The sequence below is a fragment of the Alloalcanivorax xenomutans genome (assembly GCF_900217905.1).
GTDB classification, from domain to species: domain Bacteria; phylum Pseudomonadota; class Gammaproteobacteria; order Pseudomonadales; family Alcanivoracaceae; genus Alloalcanivorax; species Alloalcanivorax xenomutans.
In genome coordinates this window covers 15,009-29,407 of record NZ_OBMO01000033.1, presented here as the reverse complement: position 1 = coordinate 29,407, position 14,399 = coordinate 15,009, and the positions used below count along the sequence as shown (strand labels likewise).

The window sequence follows — 14,399 nt, the reverse complement described above, 5'->3', positions numbered from 1 at the left end:
ATTGAGGCTTCCTCGAACAGGCCTGATACATAGATGCCACCGGGTAGCCATGTTCAAGGCAGGGTTGACAGCAACGGGCGAGTCCATACATAGGAGCTTGCCCTGCAGGGGAATCATGAGGGCCGGATTGACCGGCCAGCCCCCATCCCGCATCTTGAACGTCGGATAGCCGTCGCCATTCCACTTGAATAACGTAAAAGGAGTGAGCCCGATGAGCAGTAACGTCGATCAAAACCTGCGTCCGGATTACGATGCCGAAATCCAGGCGATTGCCGACTACGTCCTCAAGTACCGCGTCGATTCCCCGGAAGCCTGGGATACCGCTCGCAATTGTCTGATGGATACGCTCGGTTGCGGGTTGCTGGCACTGCGTTTCCCGGAATGCACCAAGCATCTGGGCCCGCTGGTGGAGGGAACGGTGGTGCCCCATGGCGCCCGAGTGCCGGGCACCTCGTTCCGACTGGATCCGGTGAAGGCCGCCTGGGACATCGGCTGTATTGTCCGCTGGCTGGACTACAACGATACCTGGCTGGCGGCGGAGTGGGGCCACCCGTCGGACAATCTTGGCGGCATCCTGGCGGTGGCGGACCATCTTTCACAACGGAACCTGGCCAATGGCAAGCCGGCGCTGACCATGAAGACGGTGCTGGAGGGCATGATCATGGCCCATGAGATCCAGGGCGTGTTGGCACTGGAAAACTCGTTCAACCGGGTCGGCCTGGACCATGTGGTGCTGGTAAAGGTCGCCACCACAGCGGTGGTGACGAAGATGATGGGCGCGAATCGTGAGCAGTTGTTGTCCGCGGTGTCCCACGCCTGGGTTGATGGTCAGTCCCTGCGTACCTATCGGCACGCGCCCAACGCCGGCTCACGTAAATCCTGGGCCGCCGGTGACGCCACCAGCAGGGCGGTGCGGCTGGCGGATATCGCGCTGCGTGGAGAGATGGGTATCCCCGGCGCGCTCACCGCGCCACAGTGGGGGTTTTACGATGTGCTGTTTTCCAAAACCAACAAGGATCAGAAGCTGAAAGCGGAAGGTGAGCGCCGATTCCGCTTTCAGCGGGAGTACGGCTCCTATGTGATGGAAAACATTCTGTTCAAGATCAGTTTTCCGGCGGAATTCCACAGCCAGACCGCCTGTGAAGCCGCCGTGACCCTGCACCCGCAGGTCAAGGACCGCCTGGACCAGATCGACCGGATCGTCATTACCACCCACGATTCGGCGATCCGTATCATTTCCAAGGAAGGGCCGCTGGCCAATCCGGCGGACCGGGATCACTGCATCCAATACATGACGGCGGTGCCTTTGATCTTCGGCGACCTGGTGGCGGAAAATTATGAGGACGATTTCCACGCTGCTCATCCGCTGATCGACGAACTTCGTGACAAAATGCAGATCGAGGAAGACGAACGCTACACGAAGGATTATTATGACCCGCGGAAACGATCCATCGCCAACGCCGTTCAGGTGTTTTTCAAGGATGGTTCCTGCACCGATAAAGTCGCCGTGGAATACCCCATTGGCCACCGCCGCCGTCGCGCGGAAGGCATTCCGCTGCTTGAAACCAAGTTCAAGCGTAATCTGGAAACCCGGTTTCCGGCCGGGCGGGGCAGGGCGGTATTCGAGCTGTGCAAGGACCAGGCGACTCTGGAAAGGACCCGGGTTAACGACTTCATGGACTTGCTGGTGATCTGACTCCGCACCACCGGTAAGCCGCCCAAGACCGGCGGCAACCCCGCCAACCCCAGCGATGCCGAGGCATCGCACCCAGGCCCGGCCACAAGCTGGGCCTTTTTTATGGTGGCCAATCCCGGGTAAGGCGTCGAAAGCGGTGAAGAGGGAGGTCTTAGGCGACATGGAAGTGGTTGTTGTGCTGATGCTGGTGATGGCCGTAATCGGCATCGCCACGGCTGGAGTTGGCTATGCACGGCGGCGTGGCAAGAGGCAGAAGGCGCATAAGGGGCGGATGCCATCAGGAGGGATCCCTTGGCACGCGGTGAAAAAGTTCGCGCTTGTGGTGCTCTGTATTGCCGTTCTTTTTGCCGGGTCGTTTGCCTATATGGAACATTTTGGCGGTAAGGGACGGAGGGCGGCCATGTCGGCCTGTGTGGCACTGGCGACCACCCAGGGGCTGGATATCGAATGGCGCCCGAATGAACGGATGCAGGCGGTGGGGCGTGTCTGGTCTTTCCGGTACTTTGACGGGCGCGCGAACGCCGGTGGGTATAGTGAGGATTATGAGTGCCGCGCGTACCACAATCGCGGGGAGGGGTGGACGGCGGAGATCTCCCGAGAATAGCGTCTCCGCCAGGATAAAGAACAATCGGTGCGCTCGGTCGGCGTATTCAGCCGGCGTACACCGGCATTGCCAGCGTCGCCTGCAGCACCCGGCCCACCGGACCGTGCTCATCGAACAAGGTGGTTTCCACCAGGCCGTTGCCGGTGTCCTCCATGCGGGAGACGGCGTCGAGTCCCAGCCAGTCGCCCCGTGGATCACGATGCAGGTAAAGGCTGATATCGGCATTGATGGTGCCGATATCCGGGGCCACCTTCAATTGCCCCACACCATTGCCGAAATCCGACAGGGTGGCGGCCTGCACCACGGTGGAGCAGGGCCTGCCATCAATGACCGGAACCGGCAGCCGCATCCAGGCCCGTCCCCGTCCGCGCCCTTCAACGCCATCGAGCAGTGCCACCTCCACGGTGCTATGCAGGCCGGGTAGTGTCAGACGCGGCTTTTCCTGGTCCCGTTCCGCCACCGCGATCAGGGACGCCACTGGCCGATTGTCCCTGGCGGGCAGGGTATGATCGCCGAAGCGGGCATGGGCGGGCACGGTCACCGGGGTGCGTTCCAGATAGAGTCCGGTGGCCCGGGCGGTCACCACGCCATCCGCCGTCAGCGTGCCTTGCAGCACCCGCAGGCGCCGCCCGGCACGTACGGTTTCCACGGTGGCCCGCAATGGCTGGCTGGGTACCGGGCGTAACAGGTCAAGGGTGAAGCGGGCCAGGCGCAGGTCGGCGCCGTCCATGGCGTCCTCCATTACCGCCGCCAACAGGCCGGAAGGGGAACCTCCATGCAGAAAATCGGGGCTCCAGGGCCCCAGCGCCGCCTGATTCGGGTGATAAAGGTCGCCATCGCGACGAAACAGTCCAAGGGTCATGTTGTTGTCCTTTTCTTTGCAACCGGTTACTGCAGCCGCCGGGTCAGGCCTTTCATGGCCAGAATGCGAGTGCTGATCTCCTCGATGGACAGCTCGGTGGCGTCCAGGTGGGGGATATTGAATTTGTTGTATAAAGCCTGCAGGGCGCGTACCTCCATCTCGCATTGGCGTGGCGACGCGTAACGGCTGCCCGCCTTGCGTTCGCTGCGGATGGCGCTGAGCCGGTCCGGGTTGATGGTCAGCCCGAACAGCTTGTCCTTGTGCGGCACCAGACTGTCCGGCAGACGCAGATCATCGAAATCGTCCTCGGTGAGCGGATAATTGGCGGCGAACAGGCCAAATTGCAGTGCCAGGTAGAGGCAGGTGGGGGTCTTGCCGGAGCGCGATACGCCGATCAGGATGACGTCGGCCTGATCATAGTGGCGGGTACGGGCGCCGTCGTCGTTGTCGAGGGCGAAGTGCACCGCGTTGATACGAATCCGGTAGGCCTGCTGGTCACGGATGGCGTGGCTCTGGCCCACCTGGTGGCTGGAGCGCACCCCCAGTTCGTCCTCCAGCGGCTGCAGGAAGGCGGTGAACAGGTCCAGCACGCGGCCCTTGCAGGTGTGCAGGATTTCACGGTGATCATCGTGGACCAGGGTGGAGAAGACCACCGGCGCGGCGTCGTCGCGTTCGGCGGCCTGGTTGATCCGCGTTACCGCTTCGCGGGCGAGGTCATTGGACTGGACATAGGGGATGGTGGTCTGGCTGAATTCGACACTGCCGAATTGGCTTAGAAGACTGTGACCCAGTGTCTCGGCGGTGATCCCGGTGCCGTCGGAGACATAGAATGCGGATCTTTTCATGCAGTGAGGCTCCTCGTGGGGCGCAAATGCGGGCCTGTGGCGGTCGGTTGGCCGTAACGCCGGCCCGGCCATAAACGAAAGTCGTAACAGTTTACCCAATCCATGCGGGCAAACCGCCTTGGTTTTGAGTAGAATGGCGGCTCGGTTCAATCCGGTAAAGGAACTCCTGGTTAATTTTTCTCCACGGTTCCGGGCGCCTCCGGCCTGGACCGGGATGTATTAAACAGTGGGTTTCCACAGTATCGGCCAGCAATATCTAAGGAGACGACCTTGGCGGAGTACGTAGTCTGGTTTAAGGATCTGGGCAAGGGAGACGTGGAACGCGTCGGTGGTAAAAACGCCTCCCTCGGCGAGATGATCAGCAACCTGGCGGCGGCCGGTGTGTCCGTTCCCGGCGGTTTCGCGACCACCGCGGAAGCCTTCCGCGAGTTTCTGGAACACAACGACCTGACCACCAAGATCAACGACGCGCTCAGCAGCCTGGACGTGAACGACGTGGTAGCGCTGGCGGCGACCGGTGAGCAAATCCGTAAATGGGTGGTGGACGCGCCGTTCCAGCCCGCCCTGGAAGCGGCCATTCGCGACGCTTACGAACAGATGTGCGAAGGCAACGGTGATCTGCCGGTGGCGGTGCGCTCTTCCGCCACCGCGGAAGATCTGCCCGATGCCTCCTTTGCCGGCCAGCAGGAGACCTTCCTCAATATCCGCGGCCTGGACAGCGTCATGGTGGCGGTCAAGGAAGTGTTCGCGTCCCTGTTCAACGACCGCGCCATCAGCTACCGGGTGCACCAGGGCTTTGACCACAAGCTGGTGGCTCTGTCCGCTGGCATCCAGCGCATGGTGCGCTCCGAGACCGGCGCCGCCGGTGTGATGTTCACCCTGGACACCGAATCCGGTTTCCGTGACGTGGTCTTTATTACCGCGTCCTATGGTCTGGGCGAAATGGTGGTGCAGGGCGCGGTGAACCCGGACGAGTTCTACGTTCACAAGAAAACCCTGCTCAACAAGCGTCCGAGCATCCTGCGCCGCAACCTCGGCAGCAAGATGCAGAAGATGGTCTACGGCAGCGAAGCGGTGGCCGGCAAGTCCGTGCAGACCGTGGACGTGAGCACCGAGGACCGCCTGCGCTTCTGTCTCACCGATGCCCAGGTGGCGGATTTGTCCCGTCAGGCCATCGAGATCGAAAAGCACTACGGCACGCCCATGGACATCGAATGGGCGCTGGACGGCGACGATCAGAAACTGTACATCGTGCAGGCCCGTCCGGAGACGGTGAAGAGCCGTTCCGACGCTTCCGTCATGGAGCGCTATCTGCTCAAGCAGACCGGCAAGGTGCTGGTGGAAGGCCGTGCCATTGGCCAACGCATCGGCGCGGGTCCGGTGCGGATCGTTTCCAGCATCAAGGAAATGGAAAAAGTGCAGCCCGGTGACGTTTTGGTCACCGACATGACCGACCCGGATTGGGAACCGGTGATGAAACGGGCCGCCGCCATCGTCACCAACCGGGGTGGCCGGACCTGTCACGCCGCGATCATCGCCCGTGAGCTGGGTGTGCCGGCCATCGTTGGCTGTGGTGACGCCACCGAGCAGCTCACGGACGGCCAGAAAGTGACCGTGTCCTGCGCCGAAGGCGACACCGGCAATATCTACGAAGGCATGCTGGACTTCGATGTTCAGCGTAACTCCATTGAGTCCATGCCGAAGCTGCCGTTCAAGATCATGATGAACGTGGGCAATCCGGACCGAGCCTTCGACTTCGCCGCGCTGCCGAACCAGGGCGTGGGTCTGGCCCGTCTCGAGTTCATCATCAATCGCATGATCGGTGTGCACCCGAAGGCCCTGTTGAACTACGACACCCTGCCACGTGACGTGCAGCAGGCCGCCGACAAGCGCATCGCCGGCTACAACGACCCGGTGGACTTCTACGTGGAGAAACTGGTGGAAGGGATTTCCACCCTGGCCGCCGCTTTCCACCCGGAGAAAGCCATCGTCCGTCTGTCGGACTTCAAGTCCAACGAATACGCCAACCTGATCGGCGGCAAGCTCTATGAGCCCGAGGAAGAGAACCCGATGCTGGGCTTCCGCGGCGCCAGCCGTTACATCAGCGAAAACTTCCGCGACTGCTTCGAGCTGGAGTGCCGCGCGCTGAAGAAAGTACGCGATGAGATGGGCTTCACCAATGTGGAAATCATGGTGCCCTTCGTGCGTACGCCGGGCGAAGCCGAGCAGGTTATCGATCTGCTGGCCAAGAACGGCCTGAAGCGGGGTGAGAACGGTCTGCGCATCATCATGATGTGCGAGCTGCCCACCAACGCGCTGCTGGCGAATGACTTCCTGAAGTTCTTCGACGGCTTCTCCATCGGCTCCAACGACCTGACCCAGCTGACCCTGGGCCTGGACCGCGACTCCGGTATCGTCAGCCATCTGTTCGATGAGCGCGATCCGGCGGTGAAGGCGCTGCTGAAGATGGCCATCGACGCCTGCAATGCCCAGGGCAAGTACGTGGGCATTTGCGGCCAGGGCCCGTCCGATCACCCGGACCTGGCCAAGTGGTTGATGGAGCAGGGCATTTCCTCCGTGTCGCTGAATCCGGATTCGGTGTTGGATACCTGGTTCTACCTGGCGGAGAAACACGGCCACTGATCGGCCCGTGCTGAACGAAAAAGCCGTGTCCCGAGAGGGGCACGGCTTTTTTTGTGTCCGCCATCCCTGGCGGCCGCCCTTCGGGCCGTTGCTGGCGCAACGTCAAAAATCGCTCCCGGCGATTTTTTGTGGTTCATCGCGGAATAACGGGAATGGGTGTCTCCATCGGGGCACAGAAGGAGCTACGAAGGCGCTGTGGCAGCTTGCCTGCAAGCGAATGGGCTTTCGGCTAAGATTCGCTTGCAGGCAAGCTGCCACAGTGGACCCCGAATTTATGTCTCCAAGGCCCGCACACTCCGCTATCCGATCAGGATGAACCTGGTATTGTCTATACCGGCCTCCGTGCTATCGTTCCCGAAAAAGAGGGAACAGCATGTTTCACCGCATCATTCGCACTCTGGAGCTGTACGACGGTCTGCGCCTGCCGGTGCGGGTGGCCGGGGTGGAGCTGTTGCTGGTGCATGATGACGGACGTACCTGGTTGATTCAGCGCCGCTGTCCCCATGGCGAATTTCCGTTGGAACGGGCCACGGTCCATCGCGGTGTGCTCCGTTGCCCGGGGCATGGCCTGGAATTCTCTCTGGAGAGCGGCCGTTGTGCGAAGCAGAGCTACCAGCTGCGCCGTTACCGTATCGATTACGAAGGGCCCTGGCTGGGAGTGTGGGTGGCCGACGGCGACTGATTTCGGGAATCAGCGGATCGCCAGGGTGTCGTCGCCCTGATCGGAGCGGGCGGCCAGCTGCACCTGATAGCGCAGTCTCAACTCCTTCACTTTCCGCACATAGGCCTGGGTTTCGGGAAAAGGCGGGATACCGTCGTAGCGGCGAACATTGCCTTCTCCGGCGTTGTAGGCCGCCAGCACCCGATCCAGATCGTCGAAGCGGCCTTGCAGATAGGCCAGGAAACGGGTGCCGCCGTCGATGTTCTCGTCGGCATCGAAGGGATCCAGCACCTGAAGATGGCGGGAGGTCTCCGGCATCAGTTGCATCAGTCCCTGGGCGCCGACCCGGGATACCGCCAGGCGATTAAACAGGGATTCGGCGTGGATTACCGCCTTGACCAGCGCCGCCTCCACGTTATGGGCACGGGCGGCGCGGGCGATGACATCATCATAACGGTCGCGCTGGGCCGCGGTGAGCCCGCGGGGCACGTAATTCCAGCCCTTGCGCACGGACAGCAGGGTATACTCCGGACCAACCCGGTCACGAGGCTGATCGGTGAACAGAATGCTGCCGTCGGCGGCGCGGTATTTATAGATGTCCCGGGCCCAGGATGGCGATCCGGCCACCAGGATCAGAAGCAACCCGAATACCCCAAAGCGTGTCATATCTCGTTATTCAATCCGTGCTGCTATTGTTTATCGGTATCGTTTACCGGCCCACGTCCACGTCGACCGTTCCCCCAAGGGTCCTTTGATACCACAGCGGGCGGCCACGGGGTAGAGGGCAACCACTGGCCTCTGAACCAGGTCTCACCTTTCCCGGAGGTGCGCCTGCCATTACTCTTTATGGATAGTCTTTACAGAGCGGCCCCGTCCCCCCAATCGTCAAGGAGGAAGTATGTTGTCTCCACAGCTGCAGTCTTGGCTGGATACCTTTATTACCTGGCTGGAGCTGGGGTTGTTGCTGGCTCTGGTGGTCGTGCTGCTGACCGCTCTGGTGCTGTGGTTCCAGGATCGCTACCTGCAAACCGCCCATTCGATCCGCCGCAACTATCCGCTGATCGGCCGTTTCCGCTATTTCTTCGAGCACCTGGGGGAATTCTTCCGCCAGTACTTCTTTGCCATGGATCGGGAAGAACTGCCGTTCAACCGCGCCCAACGCAGCTGGGTGTATCGGGCGGCGAAGAACCTGAGCAACACGGTGGCATTCGGCTCCACCAAGCAGAACGGGGCTGGCCGGGTGGTGTTTCTCAATACGCCGTTTCCGACTCTGGAAAAGGACGCGGCGGAGACCATGCCGCTGATGATCGGGCCACACGCGCGTCAGCCTTACGTGGCCCGCAGTTTCTACAACATTTCCGGAATGAGTTTCGGCGCCTTGTCGAAACCGGCGGTCAGGGCTCTGTCCCATGGCGCCTCGCTGGCCGGGTGCTGGCTGAATACCGGGGAAGGGGGGCTGGCGCCCTGGCACCTGGAAGGTCACTGCGACGTGATTTTCCAGATTGGCACCGCCCGCTACGGTGTGCGCGATGCCGACGGTGGCCTGGACGATGCCCGATTGGAGCAGGTGGCGCAGCGTCCGGAAGTGAAAATGATCGAAATCAAACTCAGCCAGGGCGCCAAGCCGGGCAAGGGCGGGATTCTGCCGGGGCCCAAGGTGACCGAGGAAATCGCTTCGATTCGCGGTATCCCGGTGGGGCAGCCGTCGATCAGCCCCAATGGCCAGCCGGATGTGGGCAGTGCCGCCGATCTTCTCGACATGATCCATCGCGTCCGTGACGTTACCGGCAAGCCCACGGGTATCAAAGCGGTGATCGGTTCCTGGCAGTGGCTGGAGGATCTGTTCATGGAAATCCACGAGCGCGGCCTGGAAAGCGCTCCGGACTTCATTACCATCGACAGCGGTGACGGCGGCACCGGCGCGGCGCCGATGTCGCTGATGGACGATGTCGGGCTGAATTTGTCGGAATCGCTGCCGCTGGTGGTGGATTTGCTCGACGGCTTCGCCCTGCGGGAGCGGATCCGGGTGATCGCGTCCGGCAAGCTGATCACACCGAACATGGTGGCCTGGGCCATTGCCATGGGCGCGGATTTCTGCGTCTCGGCGCGCGGCTATATGTTTGCACTGGGGTGCATCCAGGCCATGCAGTGCAATCGCAATACCTGTCCCACTGGCGTTACCACGCACAATCCCCGTTTGCAGCGTGGATTGGTGCCGGCGGAAAAGGCCCAGCGGGTGGCTTACTTTCATGCCAATCTGGTCAAGGAAGTGGAAACCATCGCCCACTCCTGCGGTGTCGGCGAGCCGCGGGAGCTGCGCCGCCATCATGTTCGTCTGGTCAATTCCAACGGCGATTCGATCCCCATGGAAGAACTGTGGCCGCCGATTGAACGCGGCCTCTACCTGACCGAGGGGCGGCCCAGTCTGCATGCGCCCTTTGCCCGTTTCCGCGTGGGTGCCTGAAGCCGTGAACAGGCTCCAAGGTTGTATCGCCGTCCGCTATCGGCGTCATTGTCAGCGCCGGCTTGTGATTCCCGGGACAGACGCCAGAATAACGGCATCCCTCGGGGGCCGAAGCCGGCGCCCTGATCCAACACGAATTTAAGGAGCAGCTTGTGTCCGCTGAATTTGACTTGGTAGTGATCGGCGCGGGATCCGGCGGTGTGCGTGCCGCTCGCATGGCCGCCAGCCATGGCGCCAAAGTAGCGATCATCGAGGAGCGTTTTTTCGGCGGCACCTGCGTCAATGTGGGCTGTGTGCCGAAGAAGCTGTTTGCTTATGGCGCCGGGTTCCCTGGTGAATTCGAGTTGGCCGCCAGTTATGGCTACCGCGTGGCTGATTGGTCCTTCGACTGGGCCACCCTGCGGGACAACAAAACCCACGAAATCGAGCGCTTGAACGGCATTTATCGCAAGCTTCTGGACGGCGCCGGCGTGCAAATATTCGAAGGCCATGGCCGGGTCGAGAGCAGCGGCACGGTCAGCGTGGATGGCGAGACCTTGTTGCAGGCCCGCCATATTCTCATCGCCACCGGCGGCAAGCCGTTCGTGCCGGACTTTCCTGGCCGTGACCATGTGCGTATCTCCGACGATCTGTTTTACCTGGAGCAGTTGCCGAAACGGGTGGCGGTGGTGGGCGGTGGTTACATCGCCAGCGAGTTCGCTTCGATTCTTAACGGTCTGGGCGTGGCGGTGACGCAACTGTATCGCCGTGATCTGTTCCTGCGCGGCTTCGACAAGGATGTGCGGGAGTTCGTCGCCGAAGGCATGCGCCACGCCGGCGTGAACTTGCGCTTCAACACCGACGTGACCGCCATTGAGGAGCAGGGCGCAGAGAAGGTGGTTCGTCTCACTGATGGCTCCGAACTGCGCGTGGACGAAGTGTTTTACGCCACCGGCCGGGTGCCCAGGCTGGATGGGCTGTTCGCCGACGGGGTGGCGGTGCAAACCAACGAGCGCGGCGCTATCGAGGTGAATGACCGCTTCGAGACCAGCGTCGCCAATGTATACGCCCTGGGCGATGTGATCGACCGGCTGCAGTTGACGCCGGTGGCCCTGGCCGAAGGAATGTGGTTGGCGGCTTTTTTGTTCGGCGAACAAAAGCCGGAAGGACCGGTGGTCTATAGCGATGTGCCCACGGCGGTGTTCTGTCATCCCAATATCGGTACGGTGGGGCTGACCGAGGAGCAGGCTCTGGCCCGTTATGGCACCGTGCGGGTGTACCGCAGCCAGTTCCGGCCGCTGCGGTACACCCTCAGCGATATCCAGGAACGCACGCTGATGAAACTGATCGTCGATGACAGCAGCGATAAGGTGGTGGGTCTGCACATGGCCGGCGAGGAGGCGGCGGAAATCACCCAGGGCTTCGCCGTCGCCATTCGAATGGGGGCCACCAAGGCGGACTTCGACGCCACCGTTGGCATCCACCCCAGTTCCGCCGAGGAGTTTGTCACGTTACGCCAGGGCGAGACGGTGACCGCCGCGCCGCGGGGTTGACCCGCGTTGTGGTGAACCCGAACCAACGCATTCGCGGCCAAGGCCGCTTCCCACAGCGACTTCGTCGGTCCCTTTGTGAGAAGCTGGCATGCCAGCGAATGCCGTGCATCGGTGTTTCGATGCGGGCGACCGCTTAAACCCGCTCCAGCGTTACCGGCAAGCCGTCGGCGGGCACCGGCAGGCTGCGGGTGTCGAGTGGCATTTCGTAGCCCTCCGGCACCCGCCAGCGGAAGCGCAGCAGCATCTGATGCAGTACGGATTTAACCTGCATCTCGGCGAAATGCAGGCCGATGCACTTGTGCGCGCCGCCTCCGAAAGGTACCCAGGCATAGGGGTGTATCCGGTCTTCGCGCCGGGCATCGCTGAAGCGCTCCGGGTCGAACCGTTCCGGATCCGGCCAGTACTCCTCCATGGAATGGGTGAAAAACGGTGCGATGTTGATGAAGGTGCCGGCAGGTATATAGAAGCCGTCGTACTCCACGTCCTTGACCGTGCGCCGGGGCATGCTGGGTACCGGCGCGCACAGCCGCAGCGCCTCCTTCATGGCCATGCCGATACCGGGGAGTTTGTCCAGATCCTCGTGTTCCAACCAGGGCTTGCCCAGAGCCAGGGATTCCTCCCTTAGCCGTTCCTGCCATTGCGGCTCCCGGGCCAGATGATAGAGCAGGGTACACAAGGTGATGGTGGTGGTGTCGTGGGCCGCCATCATCAGAAAGATCATATGGCTGACCACGTCTTCGTCGCTGAATTCATGGCCATCCTCGGTGCGAGCCTGGCACAGCATGCTGAACAGGTCGCTATCCGGAGCGGCGCGCTTGGCACCGATATCGTCCATGAACAGCCGCTCCAGAACCCGCCTCCCCCGCAGCCCTTTTGACCAGCCGAGCCCCGGGACCGGGAAACGAATCAGGGACGTCCCGGCGCGTACGGTGTCGATAAAGGCGCGGTTGATCCGGTCCGTCTGATCGCCCAGTTCCCGGCCCATGAACACGTCGGTGGCCAGGTCCAGGGTTAGTTGTTTGAGGGCCGGCAGCAGCTTGACGGAGCCCTCCGACCAATGCCGCAGCCCCTCCTCGGTGCGCGGCGCCATCCGCAGAAGGTAACCACGCAGCGCCTCGCGCTGGAATGCCTGTTGCATGATACGGCGATGCCAACGGTGCTCCTCGAAATCCAGCAGCATGATGCCGCGATGGAAGAACGGGCCAATGAAGTAAGACCAGCCCTGATGGTTGGAAAACAGATCGCCACGGTTCATCAACACGAACTGATTGGCGTCGGGGCCGAGCATCTGCACCATCTTCAAACCGAACAAGTGAGTCCAGGACACCGGTCCGAAACGGTCATAACGCTGCCGTAACGTGGTGACAGGGTCGCGCATCATCGGCAGGGTATTGCCGATCAGCGGCAAGCCGGTATCGCCGGGGACCGGCTTCAGTGCGCTGCCGGCGGGAACCGGCGCCAGCGGGGTGATGGTGGCCATGGAACTCTCCGTTGTGGTTAAGCCGTTGTCGTTGCGATACCTGTATATATGGTGTTTACCTTCATGCTGAGCAGGCTTCGAACGGAAGGCAATAGCAGGTATATGTCTTTCTGCCGGATATTTACCCGGTGGTGGGCAAAGAACGATCATGTGGCGGGCAGGTCCCGTATTCTCCCGGCCACGGCATACCATTAACGGCTTATGCACGCGGTTATCCACAGAAACTGTGGACATCCCGCACGCCTGTGGGGCAGGTCTCCACGGCCGCTGCTCCGCGCTGGCCGGCTGTGTACCATGTGGGCTTGGGTTATGGAGGTATATTGATGCGAACAGTGGTGTTCAACCGCAAAGGCGGTGTCGGTAAATCCAGTATCACCGTCAACCTGGCCGCCATTGCCGCCAGCGAAGGCCGCAAGACTCTGGTGGTGGATCTCGATCCGCAATGTAATGCCAGCCAGTATCTGCTTGGCATGGAGGCCTATCGGGGCGAAGACGGGCCGGCCCCCAACATCGGCTCGTTCTTTGCCCAGACACTGTCGTTCAAGCTCAAGGAAAAAGCGCCGCGGGAATATGTGCACACCACCCGTTTCGAGAATCTGTATGTGCTGCCCGCCAACGGTGAACTGGGCGAAGTGGAACACCTGCTGGAATCCAAGCACAAGATCTACAAACTGCGCGGTTTGTTAAAGACCCTGGCGCGGGAGTTCGATGCCATCTACGTGGATACTCCGCCGGCGTTCAATTTTTATACGCTTTCGGCGCTGATCGCCTGCGACCGGGTATTGATTCCGTTCGACTGTGATGCCTTCTCAAGAAAGGCGCTGTACTCGTTGCTGGAAAACATCCAGGAAACCCGGGAGGACCATAACGAGGACCTTTCCGTGGACGGCATCGTGGTTAATCAGTATCAGCCCCGTGCCCGCCTGCCACAGGAACTGGTGGCGCAGCTGCAGGAGGAAGGGCTGCCGATTCTCAACAGCCGACTGTCCGCCAGTGTCGCCATGCGGGAATCTCACGACAAGGCGTTGCCGCTGGTGCACTGGAATCCGCGTCATAAACTCACCGATGAATATCGGGCGCTGTACCGGGAGCTCTATGGCTGAATCCACCTGGCGCCGCGCCCGGCAACGGGCCGGCCGTGTACTCAAGTCCCCGCTGGCCAGCCAGCGTCTGGCCGCCGCCAGTGCCGCCAAGGCCTGGGCCAACCGTGACCGTTTGGGCGAGGCCTGGGACAAGCTGCAACTGGCTGGAGGCATGCTGCGGGACTGGTCCCTGCGACGTTATCCCGAGGCGCCCTGGGCCACGCTGATCACGGTGGCGGCGGTATTGATCTATTTCCTGATGCCGCTGGACGCGGTGCCGGACATGATTCTCGGTGTCGGGTTGCTGGATGATCTGGTGGTGCTCAATCGCGCCTGGCGCTGGATCGGCTCGGACCTGGAGAAGTACCGGCTGTGGCGGGACGGTCAGGACCCGGAAGGTAGGTCAGCCAATCGCAGCTCGTGAGCCACTACGGCCGGTGCTGGGAACATGAATTCAGAGAGGTCTACGAAGCCGCTGTGGGAGCTTGCCTGCAAGCGAATGGGTTCCCGGGGCTCCTGGATTCGCTTGC

12 protein-coding genes are annotated in these 14,399 nt (G+C 61.6%); 8 read left to right on the top strand and 4 right to left on the bottom strand.

Going from position 1 to position 14,399, the window contains the following annotated elements; all coding sequences use genetic code 11:
• Window positions 1–211 precede the first annotated feature (211 nt).
• Window positions 212–1,696 carry a 2-methylcitrate dehydratase gene (gene prpD, locus CRO06_RS19355; protein ID WP_097059183.1) on the top strand — a complete coding sequence of 495 codons (1,485 nt, stop codon included), beginning with the start codon at window positions 212–214 and terminating at the stop codon, window positions 1,694–1,696.
• 160 nt (window positions 1,697–1,856) lie between these two features.
• Window positions 1,857–2,300, top strand: a complete 444-nt coding sequence (locus CRO06_RS19350; RefSeq protein ID WP_143247779.1) for a hypothetical protein — start codon at window positions 1,857–1,859, stop codon at window positions 2,298–2,300.
• A gap of 46 nt (window positions 2,301–2,346) precedes the next feature.
• On the opposite strand, the gene CRO06_RS19345 is transcribed toward CRO06_RS19350, so the two are convergent.
• Window positions 2,347–3,162, bottom strand: coding sequence for a thioesterase family protein (locus CRO06_RS19345; RefSeq protein WP_097059181.1), 816 nt, complete (start codon window positions 3,160–3,162; stop codon window positions 2,347–2,349).
• 26 nt (window positions 3,163–3,188) lie between these two features.
• A complete protein-coding gene (ppsR, locus tag CRO06_RS19340) occupies window positions 3,189–4,007 on the bottom strand; it encodes a posphoenolpyruvate synthetase regulatory kinase/phosphorylase PpsR (RefSeq protein WP_026949262.1) in 819 nt (272 codons plus the stop codon).
• A gap of 270 nt (window positions 4,008–4,277) precedes the next feature.
• Here ppsR and ppsA point away from each other — a divergent pair, with 270 nt between their 5' ends.
• Complete coding sequence (ppsA, locus tag CRO06_RS19335) at window positions 4,278–6,650, top strand: phosphoenolpyruvate synthase (RefSeq protein ID WP_055100000.1); 2,373 nt, start codon at window positions 4,278–4,280, stop codon at window positions 6,648–6,650.
• A gap of 373 nt (window positions 6,651–7,023) precedes the next feature.
• Complete coding sequence (locus tag CRO06_RS19330) at window positions 7,024–7,332, top strand: Rieske (2Fe-2S) protein (RefSeq protein WP_097059180.1); 309 nt, start codon at window positions 7,024–7,026, stop codon at window positions 7,330–7,332.
• Window positions 7,333–7,341: 9 nt separating this feature from the next.
• Here the strand turns inward: CRO06_RS19330 and CRO06_RS19325 are convergent, their stop codons facing one another.
• The gene (locus CRO06_RS19325; protein WP_022994997.1) at window positions 7,342–7,977 is read right to left on the bottom strand and encodes a lytic transglycosylase domain-containing protein; all 636 of its coding nucleotides are present in this window, start codon (window positions 7,975–7,977) and stop codon (window positions 7,342–7,344) included.
• 232 nt (window positions 7,978–8,209) lie between these two features.
• Here CRO06_RS19325 and CRO06_RS19320 point away from each other — a divergent pair, with 232 nt between their 5' ends.
• Window positions 8,210–9,775 carry an FMN-binding glutamate synthase family protein gene (locus CRO06_RS19320; RefSeq protein ID WP_026949263.1) on the top strand — a complete coding sequence of 522 codons (1,566 nt, stop codon included), beginning with the start codon at window positions 8,210–8,212 and terminating at the stop codon, window positions 9,773–9,775.
• 125 nt (window positions 9,776–9,900) lie between these two features.
• A complete protein-coding gene (gorA, locus tag CRO06_RS19315; protein WP_143247777.1) occupies window positions 9,901–11,307 on the top strand; it encodes a glutathione-disulfide reductase in 1,407 nt (468 codons plus the stop codon).
• Between the two features lie 133 nt (window positions 11,308–11,440).
• Here the strand turns inward: gorA and CRO06_RS19310 are convergent, their stop codons facing one another.
• On the bottom strand, window positions 11,441–12,787 hold the full coding sequence (locus CRO06_RS19310) for a cytochrome P450 (RefSeq protein ID WP_063139529.1): 1,347 nt from the start codon (window positions 12,785–12,787) through the stop codon (window positions 11,441–11,443).
• Window positions 12,788–13,110: 323 nt separating this feature from the next.
• On the opposite strand from CRO06_RS19310, the gene CRO06_RS19305 reads away from it, so the two are divergent.
• A complete protein-coding gene (locus CRO06_RS19305) occupies window positions 13,111–13,890 on the top strand; it encodes a ParA family protein (protein ID WP_022995001.1) in 780 nt (259 codons plus the stop codon).
• Window positions 13,883–14,293 (top strand): YkvA family protein, encoded by a 411-nt coding sequence (locus CRO06_RS19300; RefSeq protein WP_026949264.1) that lies wholly within the window; start codon window positions 13,883–13,885, stop codon window positions 14,291–14,293. Before CRO06_RS19305 ends, CRO06_RS19300 begins: the two co-directional genes overlap by 8 nt.
• Window positions 14,294–14,399 lie beyond the last annotated feature (106 nt).